This is a genomic window from Methyloversatilis discipulorum (assembly GCF_018780585.1).
In the GTDB taxonomy this organism is placed as follows: Bacteria; Pseudomonadota; Gammaproteobacteria; order Burkholderiales; family Rhodocyclaceae; genus Methyloversatilis; species Methyloversatilis discipulorum_B.
The window spans coordinates 71,786-88,092 of sequence record NZ_JADMJL010000004.1; the positions used below are offsets into that span (position 1 = coordinate 71,786).

15 protein-coding genes are annotated in these 16,307 nt (G+C 67.9%); 14 read left to right on the top strand and 1 reads right to left on the bottom strand.

Going from position 1 to position 16,307, the window contains the following annotated elements; translation table 11 throughout:
• Positions 1–37: 37 nt before the first annotated feature.
• Together IV112_RS01000 and IV112_RS01005 are read left to right on the top strand one after the other, a co-directional pair.
• Complete coding sequence (locus IV112_RS01000; RefSeq protein ID WP_304000540.1) at positions 38–1,306, top strand: dicarboxylate/amino acid:cation symporter; 1,269 nt, start codon at positions 38–40, stop codon at positions 1,304–1,306.
• Between the two features lie 49 nt (positions 1,307–1,355).
• Complete coding sequence (locus IV112_RS01005; RefSeq protein ID WP_304000541.1) at positions 1,356–2,279, top strand: ZIP family metal transporter; 924 nt, start codon at positions 1,356–1,358, stop codon at positions 2,277–2,279.
• Between the two features lie 118 nt (positions 2,280–2,397).
• Here IV112_RS01005 and mltA read toward each other — a convergent pair whose 3' ends face one another.
• Positions 2,398–3,696 (bottom strand): murein transglycosylase A, encoded by a 1,299-nt coding sequence (gene mltA, locus IV112_RS01010; protein WP_304000542.1) that lies wholly within the window; start codon positions 3,694–3,696, stop codon positions 2,398–2,400.
• Positions 3,697–3,797: 101 nt separating this feature from the next.
• Here mltA and IV112_RS01015 point away from each other — a divergent pair, with 101 nt between their 5' ends.
• From IV112_RS01015 to IV112_RS01070, 12 genes are all read left to right on the top strand, one after another.
• Complete coding sequence (locus tag IV112_RS01015; RefSeq protein WP_304000543.1) at positions 3,798–3,947, top strand: hypothetical protein; 150 nt, start codon at positions 3,798–3,800, stop codon at positions 3,945–3,947.
• Positions 3,934–4,812: an ATP-binding protein gene (locus tag IV112_RS01020; protein WP_304000544.1), complete on the top strand. Its 879-nt coding sequence runs from the start codon at positions 3,934–3,936 to the stop codon at positions 4,810–4,812. The genes IV112_RS01015 and IV112_RS01020 overlap by 14 nt, the downstream gene beginning before the upstream one ends.
• Positions 4,812–5,774: a Nudix family hydrolase gene (locus tag IV112_RS01025; protein WP_304000546.1), complete on the top strand. Its 963-nt coding sequence runs from the start codon at positions 4,812–4,814 to the stop codon at positions 5,772–5,774. Before IV112_RS01020 ends, IV112_RS01025 begins: the two co-directional genes overlap by 1 nt.
• A 3-nt stretch (positions 5,775–5,777) precedes the next feature.
• A complete protein-coding gene (locus IV112_RS01030) occupies positions 5,778–6,656 on the top strand; it encodes a TraB/GumN family protein (RefSeq protein WP_304000547.1) in 879 nt (292 codons plus the stop codon).
• A gap of 92 nt (positions 6,657–6,748) precedes the next feature.
• Positions 6,749–8,782: a methyl-accepting chemotaxis protein gene (locus IV112_RS01035; RefSeq protein ID WP_304000549.1), complete on the top strand. Its 2,034-nt coding sequence runs from the start codon at positions 6,749–6,751 to the stop codon at positions 8,780–8,782.
• 24 nt (positions 8,783–8,806) lie between these two features.
• Positions 8,807–10,396 (top strand): diguanylate cyclase, encoded by a 1,590-nt coding sequence (locus IV112_RS01040; protein WP_304000551.1) that lies wholly within the window; start codon positions 8,807–8,809, stop codon positions 10,394–10,396.
• A 49-nt stretch (positions 10,397–10,445) separates the two neighbouring features.
• Positions 10,446–11,291 carry a 23S rRNA (adenine(2030)-N(6))-methyltransferase RlmJ gene (locus tag IV112_RS01045; protein ID WP_304000553.1) on the top strand — a complete coding sequence of 282 codons (846 nt, stop codon included), beginning with the start codon at positions 10,446–10,448 and terminating at the stop codon, positions 11,289–11,291.
• Between the two features lie 9 nt (positions 11,292–11,300).
• Entirely contained in the window at positions 11,301–11,741 is a 441-nt protein-coding gene (locus tag IV112_RS01050; protein WP_020166027.1) for a DUF2721 domain-containing protein, read from the top strand.
• Between the two features lie 76 nt (positions 11,742–11,817).
• Complete coding sequence (locus tag IV112_RS01055) at positions 11,818–12,930, top strand: FIST N-terminal domain-containing protein (protein WP_304000554.1); 1,113 nt, start codon at positions 11,818–11,820, stop codon at positions 12,928–12,930.
• A gap of 2 nt (positions 12,931–12,932) precedes the next feature.
• Positions 12,933–14,042, top strand: a complete 1,110-nt coding sequence (locus IV112_RS01060; protein ID WP_304000555.1) for a sensor histidine kinase — start codon at positions 12,933–12,935, stop codon at positions 14,040–14,042.
• On the top strand, positions 14,033–15,139 hold the full coding sequence (locus tag IV112_RS01065) for an HDOD domain-containing protein (RefSeq protein ID WP_304000556.1): 1,107 nt from the start codon (positions 14,033–14,035) through the stop codon (positions 15,137–15,139). The genes IV112_RS01060 and IV112_RS01065 overlap by 10 nt, the downstream gene beginning before the upstream one ends.
• On the top strand, positions 15,132–16,259 hold the full coding sequence (locus tag IV112_RS01070) for a response regulator (protein ID WP_304000557.1): 1,128 nt from the start codon (positions 15,132–15,134) through the stop codon (positions 16,257–16,259). The genes IV112_RS01065 and IV112_RS01070 overlap by 8 nt, the downstream gene beginning before the upstream one ends.
• The last annotated feature ends 48 nt before the right edge of the window (positions 16,260–16,307 follow it).

Here is a 16,307-nt window from a genome sequence, read left to right on the forward strand (position 1 = left end):
CAATGGTATGGTCGGGAAAAATCGCGGAGAAAAGCGCATGCGGCTGACGATGAACACGCAAATCCTGCTCGGCGCACTGATCGGCGTCGGCCTTGGCCTCGCCCTCGGCGCACTGCCGGACGAGGCCACGACGCGCGTGCAGGGGCTTTACCTCGCCGGGCTGATCGGCGGCATCTTCGTCGCGCTGCTGAAGATGGTGCTGGTGCCGCTGGTGTTCTCGTCCATCGTGGTCGGCGTCGCCCACCTGCGCCAGCACGGCAACATCCGCCGCGTCTGGGTGACCACGCTGCTGTTCTACCTGCTCACCGTCACCATCGCGGTCATTCTCGGTATCACGGCGGCGAATGTATTCAAGCCGGGGGCCGGCATGCACCTCGACATGTTCGCCGACGCGCTGGCCGGCTTCCAGGCAAAGCAGCTGCCGTTTCCCGACTTCGTCCAGCAGTTCCTGACCGGTCTGTTCAAGAACCCGTTCTCCGCACTGGCCAACGGCGAAATCGTCGCGCTGGTCGTGTTCGCGCTGATCCTCGGCATCGCGCTGGTGCAGGCGGGCGACCGCTACCCGATCATCAATCGCGGCATGGAAGAGATGCAGGACCTGTCGCTGCGCATCGTCGGCGCCATCATGAAACTGGCCCCTTGGGGCATCGGAGCGCTGCTGGCCAGACTGATCGCCACGCAGGATGTCGCCTTGCTCGAAACGATGGCCCGCTTCGTCGCGGTCGTGCTCGGCACCACGCTGTTCCACGGCATCGTCGTGCTGCCCGGCCTGCTGTGGCTGATCACCCGCGTGACACCGCTGGCGCTGTGGCGCGGCGGTCGCGAATCCTTCCTGACCGCGCTCGCCACCAGTTCCAGTTCGGCGACGATGCCGATCACGATGCGCGTCACGCAGCAGCATTTCGGCGTGCGCCCCGCCACCGTCGGCTTCGTCGTACCGGTCGGCACGACGATGAACATGGACGGCACGGCGCTGTACGAAGCGGCCGCCGCGCTGTTCATCGCCAGTCTGGTCGGCATCGAACTGAGCGCCGGTCAGCAGATCGTCGTCTGCGTGATGTCGATGCTGGCTGCGGTCGGCGCACCGGGCATTCCGAGTGCCGGCATGGTGACCATGGTGATGGTGCTGCAGTCGGTCGGGCTGCCGGCCGAGGCGATCGCCATCCTGCTGCCGATAGACCGGCTGCTCGATGCGGTCCGCACCGTGGTCAACGTCGAGGGCGACATCGTCGGCAGCATCGTGGTCGACCACGTCGCAGGCGCAGACGCACCTCAAGATCCAGCGAATCTTGAGGTGCGCGCCTGAGGCGCGCATTTATGATGCAGTGCACGAACATGCCTTTGCGGTGACCGCCATGGACCCGACCCCCGCCACCTCGCCGGACGCACCGCGCCCCGGCCCGCTCTTCCCCTGGATGCGTCTCGACCCGGCGCTGCAGTTCATGCTGATGATCGGGCTGGCGGCCGTGCTGGCCCTGCTGTCCTGGGCCTTCGCCGATTCGCGCACGCCGCAGGCCATGCGTCTGGGCCTGCTGGCCGGACTGGCCGGCTTCGCCGCGACCGCCATCGGTGCAGCCCCCGCGCTGGGCCTGCGCTCGCTCGGCCAGCGCGGTTCCGACGTGCTGCTCGGCTTCGGCGCCGGCATGATGCTGGCCGCCTCCTCCTTCTCGCTCATCGTGCCCGGCCTGGCCGCCGGCGAAGACCTGACCGGCTCACGCAGCCTGGGCGCAGCGGTGGTGGTCACCGGCATGGCACTCGGCGTCTGGCTGATGATGATGCTCGACGCGATGACGCCGCACGAGCACGAGCACTGCGGCAGTTGCGGCCCGGAAACGCGGATGGGCCGCGTCTGGCTGTTCGTCAATGCCATCGCGCTGCACAACCTGCCGGAAGGCATGGCGATGGGCGTGTCCTTCTCGCAGGCGGACATGACAGTCGGCCTGCCGCTGTCGACCGCGATTGCGATACAGGACATTCCGGAAGGCCTCGCCGTCGCGGTCGCGCTGCGCGCGGTCGGCATGTCGCCGCTGAAGGCGGTGGGCATCGCCGCGCTGAGCGGTTTCATGGAACCGCTGGGCGCACTGATCGGCGTCGGGCTGTCCAGCAGCTTCGCGCTGTTCTACCCCGGTGGGCTCGGCCTCGCCGCCGGCGCAATGATTTTCGTGGTGTCGCACGAAGTCATCCCGGAAACCCACCGCAACGGCCACGAAAAAGCGGCCACGCTGGGGCTGATGGCGGGCTTCATGGTGATGATGGTGCTCGATACGACTCTCGGCTGAGGCGCGGCAACTCAGACCGTCGCCCCGGCGCTGCGTCCCGCGGCCGCCGTCGGCCTCGGACTGCACTTCAGACGACCGTCGAGAGCAAGCTCGCTCCCACAGAAACCCTTGCTCCAGCTCAGTTCCCCGGCGTCACGCCATTCGGCAGCAGCACCCACATCCTTCCCTGCTGCTTCATCTTCCCCGCCTGTGCGCCGGCCTCCGGCCCGAAGCCCCAGAAGAAGTCGGCGCGCACGCCGCCCTTGATGGCGCCGCCGGTGTCCTGCGCCATCATGAGCCGGCGCAGCGGCTGGCTGCTGTTCGGTCGCGTGGTGTCCAGCCACACCGGCGCGCCGAGCGGCACGCTGCGCGGATCGATCGCGATGACGCGACCACCCGCGATCGGCACGCCGAGCGCACCGAGCGGGCCTTCGGGCAGGCCGGGCGCCTGCTTGCCTATCGGCAGTTCGCGGAAGAACACATAGCTCGGATTGGCCGCCATCATGGTCGCGACACGCGACGGATTGGCGCGCGCCCACTCGCGTATGCCCTGCATCGACGCCTGTTCGAGCTTCAGTTCGCCCTGGTCCACCAGCCAGCGGCCGATGGACAGGTAGGGGTGGCCGTTCTGGTCGGCATAACCGACACGCACCCGGCTTCCGTCCGGCAATTCCACCTGACCCGAACCCTGCACCTGCAGGAAGAACACGTCGATCGCATCGGCTGCCCAGAACAGCGCCTTGCGGTCGAGTTCGGCGGCGCGGGCATCCAGTTCGGCGCGCGTCCAGTAGGGCACGACCTTGCGACCATCGAGCCGGCCGCGCAGCCGCATGTTCTTCAGGTCGGGATGCACGCTGGCCAGATCGATCACCAGCAGGTCGTCCGGCACGCCGTGGATCGCGTACTTGTATGCGCCGCCGCGCGTGCGGTTGGCTTTCAGCAGCGGTTCGTAATAGCCGGTGACCAGACCCTGATCGCTGCCGTCGCCATTGAGCAGTTGCCAGGGGCGGAAGAAGGATTCATAGAACGCACGCACCGCGGCGCGGTCTGTCGCATCGAGCATGACCAGCGCGGCGCAGGGCTCCGACCAGCCCGGCTTGTTCGCCACCGCGCTGCACGATGCGCGCAGCGCCGGCAGGGATTCGCGCAGATCGTCGTCGCTCCAGCCTTCGAGCGCGGCCCACTCGGCCGCCACCAGCTTCGGTGGCAGCGGCTTCGCCTCGGGAGCCGGTGGCGGCGGGCACACCGGGCAGGCGGCGCAGGCCGGGCAGGCCGGACAGCTCTGCGGAACGGGCTGCGGCGCAGGCGGACACACCGGGGCGGCGACCGGCGCCGGTTCCACACGGGGCGCCGGCTTCGGCGTGCCGGCACAGGCCGCCAGCAGCAGCGACATACAGATCAGGACACCTGCGCTGCGCAGGCGGATTTGCTGGAACATCGGGATTTATTTAGATTGGTGCGCCCGCGAGCGCCGAGTGCGCAATGATAACGAGCACCTGCCCGACAGGCGGGTGCGACGACAACGAAAGCTTCATTCCCATGTGGTTATTCCTGCTCGAAGCCGGCACCGCGCTGGCGCTTTTCCTGTTCATCCTGTGGTGGACCCTGCCCAAGAAGGAGAAGGACTCCGCCGACGACACCAGCACCACCCCATCCGGCGACAAGGAGGGTGACCGTGAGCAGCCGTGATGGTTTCGAAAGCCTGATCGCGCGTGCGCACGCGCTGTTCGACCGACTGGAGCAGATCCTGCCGCCGGCACCGGTCGAACCGGACTGGAAGGCGATCGCCTTCCGCTGGCGTCGCAGCAACGGCCGCGGCCGGCTGGAGGCGGTCGCCCATCCGCACAAGCTGCGCCTGACGGATCTGCGCGACATCGACGTGCAGAAGGCGCGCATCAAGGCCAACACGCAGCAGTTCGTCGACGGCAAGCCGGCCAACAACGTGCTGCTGACCGGCGCCCGCGGCACCGGCAAGAGCTCGCTGGTGAAGGCGCTGCTGAACGAATACGCGAAGAAGGGCCTGCGCCTGATCGAGGTCGACCGCGACGACCTGACCGACCTGCCGGACATCACCGACCTGATCGCCAGCCGGCCCGAGCGCTTCATCATCTACTGCGACGACCTGTCCTTCGAATCCGGCGAACCCGGCTACAAGGCGCTGAAGAGCATTCTGGACGGCTCGGTGTCAGCGGTGCTCGACAACGTGCTTATCTACGCAACCTCCAATCGCCGCCACCTGATGCCGGAGTACTTTTCGGAAAACCGGGAGGCGAAGCACGTCGACGGCGAAGTGCACCCGGGCGAGGCAATCGAGGAAAAGGTGTCGCTGTCCGAACGTTTCGGGCTGTGGCTGTCCTTCTACCCCTTCGACCAGGACGCCTACCTGAACATCGTGAACCACTGGCTCAAGAGATTCGGCCTGAGCGCGGCCGACATCGAAGCCGCGCGCAGCGCCGCACTGCTGTGGTCGCTCGAACGCGGCGCCCGCAGCGGCCGCGTCGCCTGGCAGTTCGCGCGTGACTGGGCCGGCCAGCACGCCGCGCGGAGCAAGTAATGAGCGAACGCAAGCAGGTGGCCGTGGCGGCCGCCGTCATCTTCCGCGACGGCGCTCAGGGCCACAGCAAAGGCCGGGAGTTCCTGCTCGGCCAGCGCGCGCCCGGCACCTTCTACCCGGGCTACTGGGAGTTTCCGGGCGGCAAGGTGGAAAAGGGCGAGGCGCCGGTCGACGCGCTGAAGCGCGAACTGGACGAGGAACTGGGCATCCGCGTCGAGCACTGCACGCCGTGGATCACGCTGACTCACGAGTACGAGCACGCGCACGTGCGGCTGCATTTCTTCCGCGTCGAGCGCTGGAGCGGCCGCGTGCATGACCACGTGCACAGTGCGCTGGCCTGGCAGTCCGCCGATGCGCTCACCGTGTCGCCGATGCTGCCGGCCAACGGCCCGGTCATGAAATCGCTGCGCCTGCCGTCGCGGATGGCGGTGACGCACGCCTTCCAGATCGGCGCTGCCGCCCAGCTCGACGCGATCCACCAGGCCTGCCGCCGCGGCCGACTGCTGCTGCAGATCCGCGAGCCGGTGCTTGACTCCCCGGCGCTCGGCTTCGCGCGAGAGGCGATACGGATTGCGCGCGACCACGGCTGCCCGGCGGTGCTGAATGGCAGCGTCGAAATGGCGAAGGAGCTGGGCGCCGACGGCCTGCACCTGAAGGCCGCCCAGCTGGCGGGGCTTGCCGTGCGGCCCGATTTCGAGTGGGTCGGCGCCTCCTGCCACACGGCGGACGAGCTGGCGCAGGCGGTTCGCCTGGGCCTGGACTACGCGGTCGCCGGTTCGGTGCTGCCGACCGCCAGCCACCCCGGGGGCGACACCCTGGGCTGGGACGGCCTTGCGGCGCTGATCGCCGGCAGCCCGCTGCCGGTGTTCGCCATCGGCGGCCTCGACGACAGCCATCTTGCGCGCGCCCAGGACTGCGGTGCGCACGGCATTGCCGCCATCCGCGGCGCCTGGGTGCTGTAAACAATGGATCGCCGCCGCTTCCTGCTGCAGTTGGCCGCGCTCGCCGCCCTGCCTTCGCGACTGCGCGCAGCGGAAACGGATTACTCGCGCGGGCTGCTGTGGGCGGTGCGCAGCGGCGACGCGCCGGTGAGCCACCTTTACGGCACGCTGCACAGTGGCGATCCGCGCGTGCTGGCGCGTGCGTCACCACTGCGCGCGCGCATTGCCGAGGCCCGTCTTTTCATGCCGGAACTGGTGACCGACGCCGAGGCGGTGTCCATCTACCAGGCGGCCAGCGTCTACGGCAGCGACGACCTGCCGCGTCGGGTCGGCCGGGCGAAGTGGCCGCGCATCGAGAAAATGCTGGCACTGCACGGCGTCGATCCGCGGGTGGCCGTGCGCCTGCGCCCGTGGGCGGCGCTGCTGACGCTGCTGCAGCCGGTGGCCGCACAGCAACCGTCGCTCGACGAAGCACTGATCACGCTGGCGCGCGCGCAGAAGGTGGCCGTGCGGCCGCTGGAGCAGGTGCAGGAACAGATCGACGCCATCGCGCTGCTGCCGGAGAAGACCCAGATCGCGCTGCTGATCGACGCCGCGCGCCGGCACGACCGCCTGCAGGCCGCCATCGAGCCGATGACCGTCGCCTGGCTGGCCGGCGAGGTGGGCGAACTGTCGCGCATCAACAGCGGGCTGATGTCCGAAGACCTGGCGCTGCGCGAGCATGCCCGGCTGTTCATGCAGTCCCTGCTCGGCGCGCGCAACGCCCGCTTCGCCGAGCGGCTGCTGCCGGAAATCCATGTCGGCGGCGTCTTTGCCGCCTTCGGCGCCTCCCACCTTGCAGGCCCCGACGGGGTGCTCGCGCGCCTCGCTGCGGCCGGCTGTCGAATCGAATCAGTGACTTGACGCTCCAGTTTTTAACAATCGTGCCGTAATCCAGACACGATGAATCGTTCGGCTGGGCATTCCGCCCAGCACGGATGCACAGGAGACGAGCCATGATTTCATTCAACCGTATGTCGGTTGTCAGCCAGCTCTCGATATCGATCGGCCTGCTCTGCGCGGTCATTTTTGTCGCACTGATTGCGGTCGTGTCGGTATCGAGCAATCGCGCTGCGATGGAGCAGACCCAGAGCGCCCTCGGCGATCAGGCCGACGCGACGGCAAAACTGCTCGACTTGAGCTACGAGAACGCACTGGCCAATGCCGCCAAGGGCATGGCCGCCCTGAGGGGAGCGCTGGGCACGGTCACCATCGACGAAGACACGGTAGCCATGGGCAAGTACCCGGCGGTGCGCGTGGCGCGTGCGGGCGGCAACGTACTGAACGGCGACGAAGCCCGGATGAAATCGACGCGCGACCTGATCGGCGCCGATCCGGCCGTGATGGTGCGCGTCGGCGACGAATTCGTCCGCGTGGCGACGCTGCTCAAGGACGCCGAGGGCCGTTCGCAGGCCGGCGTCGCGATCAAGAGCGGACCGGATACCGCGGCGCTGCTCAAGGGCGACAGCTACCAGGGCGTGGTGATGCGCAACGGGCGCTTCTACATTTCCTCGCTCGAACCGATCAAGGACGCCGCCGGTCGCGTGGTCGGCGCACTGTCCGCACGCGTCGACGTGCAGCAGGGCATCGATCAACTGTTCGAATCGCTGAAGTCCATCCGCGTCGGCGAAACCGGCTATATCCATGTGCTCCGGCCGGGCGAAAGCGCCGACGACACGACCATGCTGTTCCACCCGTTACACGCGGGCAAGACGGTGAAGGAGATCGGCAACGACACGCTGACCCGCATCATCGGCGAACAGATCAGCAAGAAGAATGGCGACCACATCTACGACTGGCCGCGCGAAGACGGCTCGCTGGCGCCGAAGATTGCGGCGTACCGCCTGTCGGACAACTGGGGCTGGATCGTGTCGTCCGGCGCTCACGTCGAGGAATTCACGCGCTCGAACATCCAGCTGCGCAATCTGCTGATCGGCATTTGCGTCGCCTCGGCGCTGATGTTCGCCGGCCTGACCTGGTGGCTGGCGCGCAGCCGGCTGAGCCGCCTGAACAAGGTGTCTGCCGCGATGACCCGGCTCGGCAACGGCGACTTCAGCCAGCGCCTCGACGTGGTGACGGGCACGACGCACAACGAACTGGACCTGATTTCGATCCAGATGAACGAAGCGACGCGCAAGACCGCCGCGCTGATCACCGCCACCGCCGAGGCGGCGAGGGCGGTCGGCAATGCGGCGCGCGAACTGCGCGCCGGATCGAGCGAAGTGGTGAATGGTTCGACCGAACAGAGCAGTGCGGCCGCCGGTCTGGCCGCCGCCATCGAGGAATTGTCGGTCAGCATCACGCACGTGGCCGACAGCGCCGGCGTCGCCGACGGCATCACGCGCGAGGCGCGCAGCGCGGCCACCCAGGGCGAACAGAAGCTGTCGAGCATGGTCGAGGGCATGCAGCGCATCGCCGCCGAAATCAGCGATGCCTCGTCGGCGGTGACCGATCTGGCCGGTCGCACACGGGAAATTTCGAACGTCGGTCGCATCATCCAGGAGATCGCCGAACAGACCAATCTGCTGGCGCTCAACGCAGCGATCGAAGCGGCGCGCGCTGGCGAATCCGGCCGCGGCTTCGCGGTCGTCGCCGACGAGGTACGCAAGCTGGCCGAGCGCACGGCCGCGTCGACGCAGGAGATCGCCAATATGGTGAGCAGCGTGCAGGCCGATGCCGACAAGGTGGTACGCCGCATCGGCGAGGTCAGCGGCCAGGTCGGCGCCGGCGTGACGCTGGCCACCGAAGCGGGCGAAGTGCTGCGGGTGATCAGCGAACAGAGCGAGCGCACCGCGGAGGCGATGAAGGAAATTGCCGCAGCGACACGCGAACAGAGCAGCGCCAGCCAGTCAGTGGCACAGGGTGTCGAACGCATTGCCGGCATGGCCGAGCAGAACGCCGACATCACCCGTCGTGCCGACGGTCAGACGCATGGCCTCGAAGTGCTGGCCGGCCAGCTGCAGGACAACGTCGGGCGCTTCGTGGTCTGAGCGCCGCCACCGGTCACCAGCGTCTTGTCCAGCCTGATTCAATCCAGCCTGCGCCGACGCGGCGTCATCTGGATATTCTGCCTGCTGGTCATCGCCGGCAACTCGGCCTGGGTGTTGCAGAGCATGGACACCCTGGTCGAGGCCAAGACCCCGGTCGAACACGTACAGAACCGCCTGCGTACCAGCCGCGTGCTGCTGGAAACGCTGCTCGAAGCGGAATCCAGCCTGCGCGGCTACCTGCTGACCGGTGACCGGCGCTTCCTGCAGCCCTATCACAGCGCTCTGACCACGCTGCAACGCGTGCGCGGCGAGGTTTCGCGGCTGATGTCCGACGATCCGGCACACGCGCGGCGCGTGCCCGAACTGGACCAGGCTATCGACGACAAGCTGGCCGAACTGGACGAGAAGGCGACGCTGTTCAGCCAAGGCGACCGCGACGCCGCATTGATGCGCGTGGCCGAAGGTCACGGCCGCGAGCGGATGGAACGGGTGCGTCGGCTGATGGACGACTACCGGACCGCCGAGCAGGCCATCCTCGACATGCACTTCGGCCGCCAGGCCGAAGCCATCCGCCACGCCTACCTCACCTTCACCATTTCGACCGCGATCAGCGTGCTGCTGGTCGTGCTGGTCGCCTGGCTGATACGCAATTCGGCCCGCAGCAGTGCGCAGGCGGAAGCGGAACTGCAGTCGCGCAACCGCGCACTCGCCGAGGCCCTGGACAGCACGGCACGGCAGAGCGCGCACAGCAACGCGCTGTCCGAACTCGGGCGCTTCCTGCAGTCCTCGCGCGACATGGACGAGGCGATGGCGCTGCTCGACCACTACCTGCCGCAGGTCTTTGCAATATCGGCCGGCGCGCTCTACCTGACCGCCGCATCGCGCAACCAGCTGCGACTGGCCTGCCAGTGGGGCGACATTCCGAACGACGAATTCTTCGAACCGGGCGACTGCTGGGGCCTGCGCCGCGGCCAGCCCTACACGCAACCGGACGCCGAGGCGCCCACCCGCTGCGCTCACCTGCACGCCCCCGAGAACGCCGGCAGCCGCTGCCTGCCGATCACCGCGCACGGCGAGGTGATCGGTCTGATCAGCCTGCATGGCCGTGGCCACGAGTACGCGCTCAGCGAAGAACAGCTGGCGCAGACGCTGGAACAGGTCGCTCTGTCGATCGGCAACCTGCAGCTGCGCGAGACGCTGCGCCAGCAGTCGGTGCGCGACGCACTGACCGGACTGTCCAACCGCCGCTACCTGGAGGAATCGCTGGCGCGCGAATGCGCGCGTGCGCAGCGCAAGAACCTGACGGTCGCGGTATTCATGATCGACGTCGATCACTTCAAGCAGTTCAACGACAGGCACGGCCACGAAGCCGGCGACGCCGCGCTGGCACGCGCCGAAATGCTGCGGGCCGCCGTCGAGAACCTCGAACTGAGCTTTCATGGCAGCGCGCTGGGCACGCTGACCATTTCGATCGGCGTCGCGCTCTATCCGCGACACGGTCACTCGCCGACCGATCTGATGCGTGCCGCCGACCAGGCCCTGTACGTCGCCAAGCGGAACGGACGCAACCGCGCACACCTGGCGGAAAGCGGCAGCCCGGCCATCGCTGCCTGAGCGTCGGCGGCGCAGCGTATACTCGCGCTCGCCCATACATCGACACACCATGCTCAGCTACCGCCACGCCTTCCACGCCGGCAATCCGGCCGACGTACTGAAGCACTTCGTACTGGTCGAACTGCTGCAGTACCTGAACCAGAAGGACAAACCCTACTGGTACATCGATACGCACGCCGGTGCCGGCGGCTATGCGCTGGACAGCGGCTACGCGGCAAAGAACGCCGAGTACGCCGAAGGCATCGGCAAGCTGTGGGCTGCGCCCGATCTGCCTGCCGCGCTCGGCACCTATGTCGACGTCGTGCGCGCCTTCAACGACGGCGATGCGCTGCGCGCCTATCCCGGTTCGCCGATGATCGCGCGCGCCCTGCTGCGCGAGCACGACCGGATGAAGCTGTTCGAACTGCACACGACCGACAACAAGCTGCTCAACGCCGCCTTCGCCGACGCCGGCCGCAGCGTGCGCATCGAGAAGCTGGACGGCTTTTCCAACCTGAGGTCGCTGCTGCCGCCGCCGCCGCGGCGCGCGCTGGTGCTGATCGACCCGCCCTACGAAATGCGCGAGGACTACCGCTACGCCTTCGAAACGCTGCGCGACGCGGTCACCCGCTTCTCGACCGGCACCTACTGCCTGTGGTACCCGCAGCTGCAGCGCATGGAGTCGCGCGATCTGCCGGCCAAGCTCAAGCGCATGAAGATCGACGCCTGGCTGCACGTGTCGCTGACCACGCGCACACCGTCGCCCGACGGTTTCGGCATGCACGGCAGCGGACTGTTCATCGTCAATCCGCCGTGGACGCTGCCGGCGACGCTGAAGGCGACGATGCCCTGGCTCACGAAAACGCTGGCTGCCGATGCCAGCGCGAAGTTCGAACTCGATTTCAAGATTCCGTAAGGCCCTGCCATGGTGCTGCAGACCTCGATCGACGCGATCACCCACGCCATCGGCCTCGCCGTGGCGCCGGTGTTCCTGCTCACCGCCATCGCCACGCTGATCACCACGCTGAACAACCGGCTCGGTCGCATCATCGACCGCCGCCGCGTCGTGCTGGCGCGGGGCGGCCAGCAGTGCGAAGACGAAACGATGAGCAACGCCACCGAGCTCGAACTGCTGTCGCGGCGTGCGAAGCTGGTCTATCTGGCCATCCTGTTCGCCGTCGCCTCGGCGCTGATGGTCTGTCTGGTGGTGTCCTGCGCCTTCTTCGGCGTGCTGTTCACGGTGGTGCTGGCCGACCTGCTGGCCGGCTTCTTCGTGCTCGCCATGCTGGCGCTGATCACCTCGCTGAGCCTCTTCCTGCGCGAAGTGTTCGTCGCGGTCTTCACCGCCACCCACGCCAATCGCTGACACCCCGACACAATCGGCACCTAAAGCCCTCTCCGATGCGGGCCGTTGACCCGGCATAAGGTCGACGGAGGGCTCCATGGCGATCAACACCTGCTACGGCGCCAGCGCGTCGACGGATCCGGTCCGCGCGGTGGCCGAACTGGCGGCACAGACCGGCAGCACCGGCAAGGACGGGCTGCTGTTCTTCTGTTCGCCGGATGTCGACCTCGCGGTACTGGGTCGCGAACTGGCGCGTACTTTCCGGTGCCCGACGGTCGGTTGCACCTCGTCCGGCCACTTCGGCCCCGCCGGCTTCCAGCGCTCGGGCATCATCGGCGTCACCTTTTCGGGCGGCGGGCTGCGCCTGCGCACCTATCCGGTGACCCCGCTGGCCGCCTACGTCGACCAGGTGAGCTGCATCGCGGAGGACATCCGCGCCCGGTCGGACGCGACACCCGATCTGAACCGCTTCGGCATGCTGCTGGTGGACGGCCTGTCGATGGCCGAGGAAAGGCTGGTCGCGGCGCTCTACCAGCACGTCGGCAATCTGCCGCTGATCGGCGGCTCGGCCGGCGACAACCTGAAGTTCGAACACACCCACGTCTACGTTGACGGCCTCTTCCTGAGCGATGCCGCCGTCTTCACGCTGTTCGAGACCACCCATCCGGTGGCCACTATCAAGACCCAGCACTTCGCCGCAGGCAGCACGGAACTCGTCATCACGAGTGCCGACCCCGAGCGGCGCATCATTCATGAAATGAATGGCGAACCTGCAGCCAGGGCCTATGCTGAAGCGATAGGTCAGCGCATCGAGGCACTGACGCCCGCCGTGTTCTCGCGCCACCCCCTGGTGCTGCAACTGGGCGGCGATGCCTACGTGCGCTCGATCCAGAAGGTGAACGATGACCTGTCGCTGTCCTGCTACTGCGCCATCGACGAAGGGCTGATCGTATCGATCGGTCGCGCGCTCGATCCGCTGCAGACCATTGCCAGCGCGATGGCCGAACTCCGGCGCGACGTGCCCGAACCGGCGCTGGTGCTCGGCTGCGACTGCATCCTGCGTCGGCTGGAATTCGAGCAGGCAGCGATCGATGACGACATGAGCCGCCTGATGGCCGCCAACCTGCTGTTCGGCTTCTATACCTATGGCGAGCAGTACAACGGCCTGCACGTGAATCAGACGCTGACCGCTGTGGCGATCGGAGGATAGACATGCCCACCCTGCCGCAACCCGACATCGAGGCGCGCCTGAGCGAACTGGAACACAAGCTGGTCGCGCGCGACAAGACGATAGACGCGCTGAAGCGGCGCCTCGCCCAGCAGGACGAAGGCATGCGCAACTCGCCGTTCGCGCTGCTCGAACAGAACATCAGCCTGGCCAACGTGGTCGCCCGCAAGACCGGCGAACTGGAGCAGGAAAGACAGGCGCTGCAGAAAACGCTGGGCGAGCTGCGACAGACACAGACGCAGCTCCTGCAGTCGCAGAAGATGGAATCGATCGGCCAGCTCGCCGCTGGCATCGCGCACGAGATCAACACCCCGACGCAGTACGTGGCCGACAACATGAGCTTCATCGACATGGCCACCACCTCGCTGCTGGCGCTGGCCGATCGCAGCGTCGCGGTAATCGCGACCCTGCGTGCCGGCGAGCCCGACCCCGCACTGCTGGCGGACTTCGACGCCACCCTGCGCCGGACCAAGCTCGACTACCTGCGCCGGCAGATCCCGGACGCGCTCGCCCAGTCGAAGGAAGGGTTGGCGCATATCGCGCGCATCGTCAGCGCGATGAAGGCCTTCTCCCATCCGTCGGGCGTCGACAAGGTGGCAGTGGACATCCGCGAGGTCATCGCGACCACGGTCACCGTCGCCCGCAGCGAATGGAAGTACGTGGCCGAGATCGATACGCAGGTCGATGACGACCTGCCCGACCTGCCGTGCCGACGCGACCTGATCGGCCAGGCGCTGCTGAACCTGGTGGTGAACGCCGCACACGCCATCGCCGAGACGCTGTCCGAGGGCGTGCGCGACAAGGGGCTGATCCGGATCACCGCGACACGCTTCGGCGACCGGCACATCGACCTCAGCGTGGCCGACGACGGCCCGGGCATCCCGCCGGACATACGCGAACGCATCTTCGAGCCCTTCTTCACGACCAAGCCGGTCGGCAAGGGCACCGGGCAGGGTCTGGCCATGGTCTACACCACCGCGGTCGACCAGCACGGCGGCGAAATCATGTGCGAATCGGACGTCGGCCGAGGCACCCGCTTCACGATGCGTTTGCCGCTGTGCATCGACAACGACGAGGCAACGCCATGCAGGTAGTGTTCGTGGACGACGAAAGCCGCGTTCTGGCCGGCATCGAGCGCACGCTGGTGATGCGCGAAACCGACTGGGCGTGCCGCTTCTTCACCAGCGGTCAGGCAGCGCTCGACGCGCTCGAAGCCGAGCCGGCCGACGTCGTCGTGTCCGACATGCGCATGCCCTTCATGGACGGCGCCGCGCTGCTCGGCGCCGTGCGCGACCGCTGGCCCGGCACGCTGCGCATCATCCTGTCCGGCCAGTGCGACACCGCGTCGACGCTGCGCATGCTCGACGTCGCTCACCAGTTCGTATCCAAGCCCTGCGACAACGCGGTGCTGCTGGCCGCGGTGCAGGCGGCGCTGGCGCTGCGTGCGATGTTCCGCGACGCCTCGGTGATCGACGTGATCGGCCGCGTGAACCGGCTGCCCAGCGCGCCGCGCATCTTTGCCGAACTGACCCGGCTGCTTGCCGATCCGGCCAGCGACAGCCGTCATGTCGCCCGCCTGCTGAGCAGCGACCCCGCGCTCAGCGCGCGCATCATGCAACTGGCCGGTTCCGCCTACTTCACGCTGGGTGCGCGCATCACGAGCATCAACGACGCCATCACCCGCCTCGGCATCGATCAGGTACGGCTGCTCGTGCTCGCCTCGCAGGTATTCGCCGACGCCGCGACCGATCCCTTCGTCGATCACCTGCAACGGCGCGCGCTGCAGGCGTCCTGCCTGGCCGACCGCATCACCGCCGGCCGCCGCGGAGGCGTCGCCGCCACCGCTGCCTTGCTGGCGCGCATCGGCCTGCTGGTCGAACCGCTGCGCAGCGAAACGATGCAGGACGCCACCACCGTCTGCGACACGCCGCTGCACGCCGCGGTCGGCGCCTATCTGCTGGGCCTGTGGGGCCTGCCGATGGACATCGTGGACGCCGTCGCGCGGCACACCCACCCGGACCGCGCCTCCGCCCCCGGCTTCGGCCTGGCTGGCACCGTGCACGTCGCCGTCGCGCTGGCCAACGGCCAGACGCCGGACCTCGCCTATCTCGAACGCGCCGGCGTGAGCGAGCAGTGGCCGCAGTGGCAGGCCTACAACGCAGCACTCACCACGGACCATGACGATGACTGAAGACACCCTGCCTCGCGTGCTCTGCGTCGATGACGAACCCAACCTGCTGGCGGCGATGGAACGCACGCTGCACAGCCGCTTCGACGTGGTGACCGCCAATGGCGGTATCGCCGGGCTGGACGCCATCCAGCTCGGTGAGCCCTTCGCCGTCATCGTGTCGGACATGCGCATGCCGGGCATGGATGGCGCCACCTTCCTCGCACAGGCGCGCGAACAGGCGCCCGATGCCGTGCGCATCCTGCTCACCGGCCAGGCCGACGTCGAGTCGTCGATCGCCGCCATCAATCGCGGCGCCATCTTCCGTTACCTGTGCAAGCCCTGCCCGTCCGACGTGCTGATCGCCACGCTGGACGATGCCGTGCGTCACTACGACCGCGTGCGGGCCGAGCGCGACCTGCTCGAAACCACGCTCACCGCGGCGGTGAACACGCTGACGGAGGTGCTCGCCATGGTGGCGCCCTGGGCCTTCCAGCGAGCCACTTTCGCGCACTCGGCGGTGCAGCACGCGCTGTCGCGGCTGGACTGGGCGGACGGCTGGATCTACAGCATCGCCGCCGCACTGAGCCAGCTCGGCTGCGTCGGCATACCGCCCGAACTGATGCAGGCCGATGCCGCGCAACGTCATCTCGGCCCCGACGAAAAGAAGCTGCTGCGCGAACACCCCGAGGTGGCAAGCCGGCTGGTGGCGGCCATTCCGCGGCTGGATCTGGCCGCCGAGATCATCCGCTACCAGTCGGACAACCCGCCGCCCGACGCGCCGCTCGAAGTGATCCGCGGTGCGCCGCTGCTGCGCGCTGCGCTCGAACTGGAGCGCGACTGGTCACGTACCAAAGCGACGCGCAGCCCGCGCGACGTGCTGCGCACCGTGCAGCCACCGGTGCCCGACTACATCGTCAGGGCACTGGCCGACTTCCGCAGCGAGGTGAACCACCACCGCGCGGCGCGCGTGCGCGACCTGGTTCCGGGCTGGGTGGTGGACGAGGACGTGCGCTGCACGAACGGCATGATGGTGCTGTCGCGCGGCCACGAACTGACCGATACCGCGATCGCCGCGCTCAGTCGCCTGCTCGCCGCACAGGCCATACGCGAACCGATACGGGTGCGCAGCCGCGCCGACTGAAGCGCCGGTCGCCCCGCATCACGGATCGCCGGCCAGCGCATTAAGAAC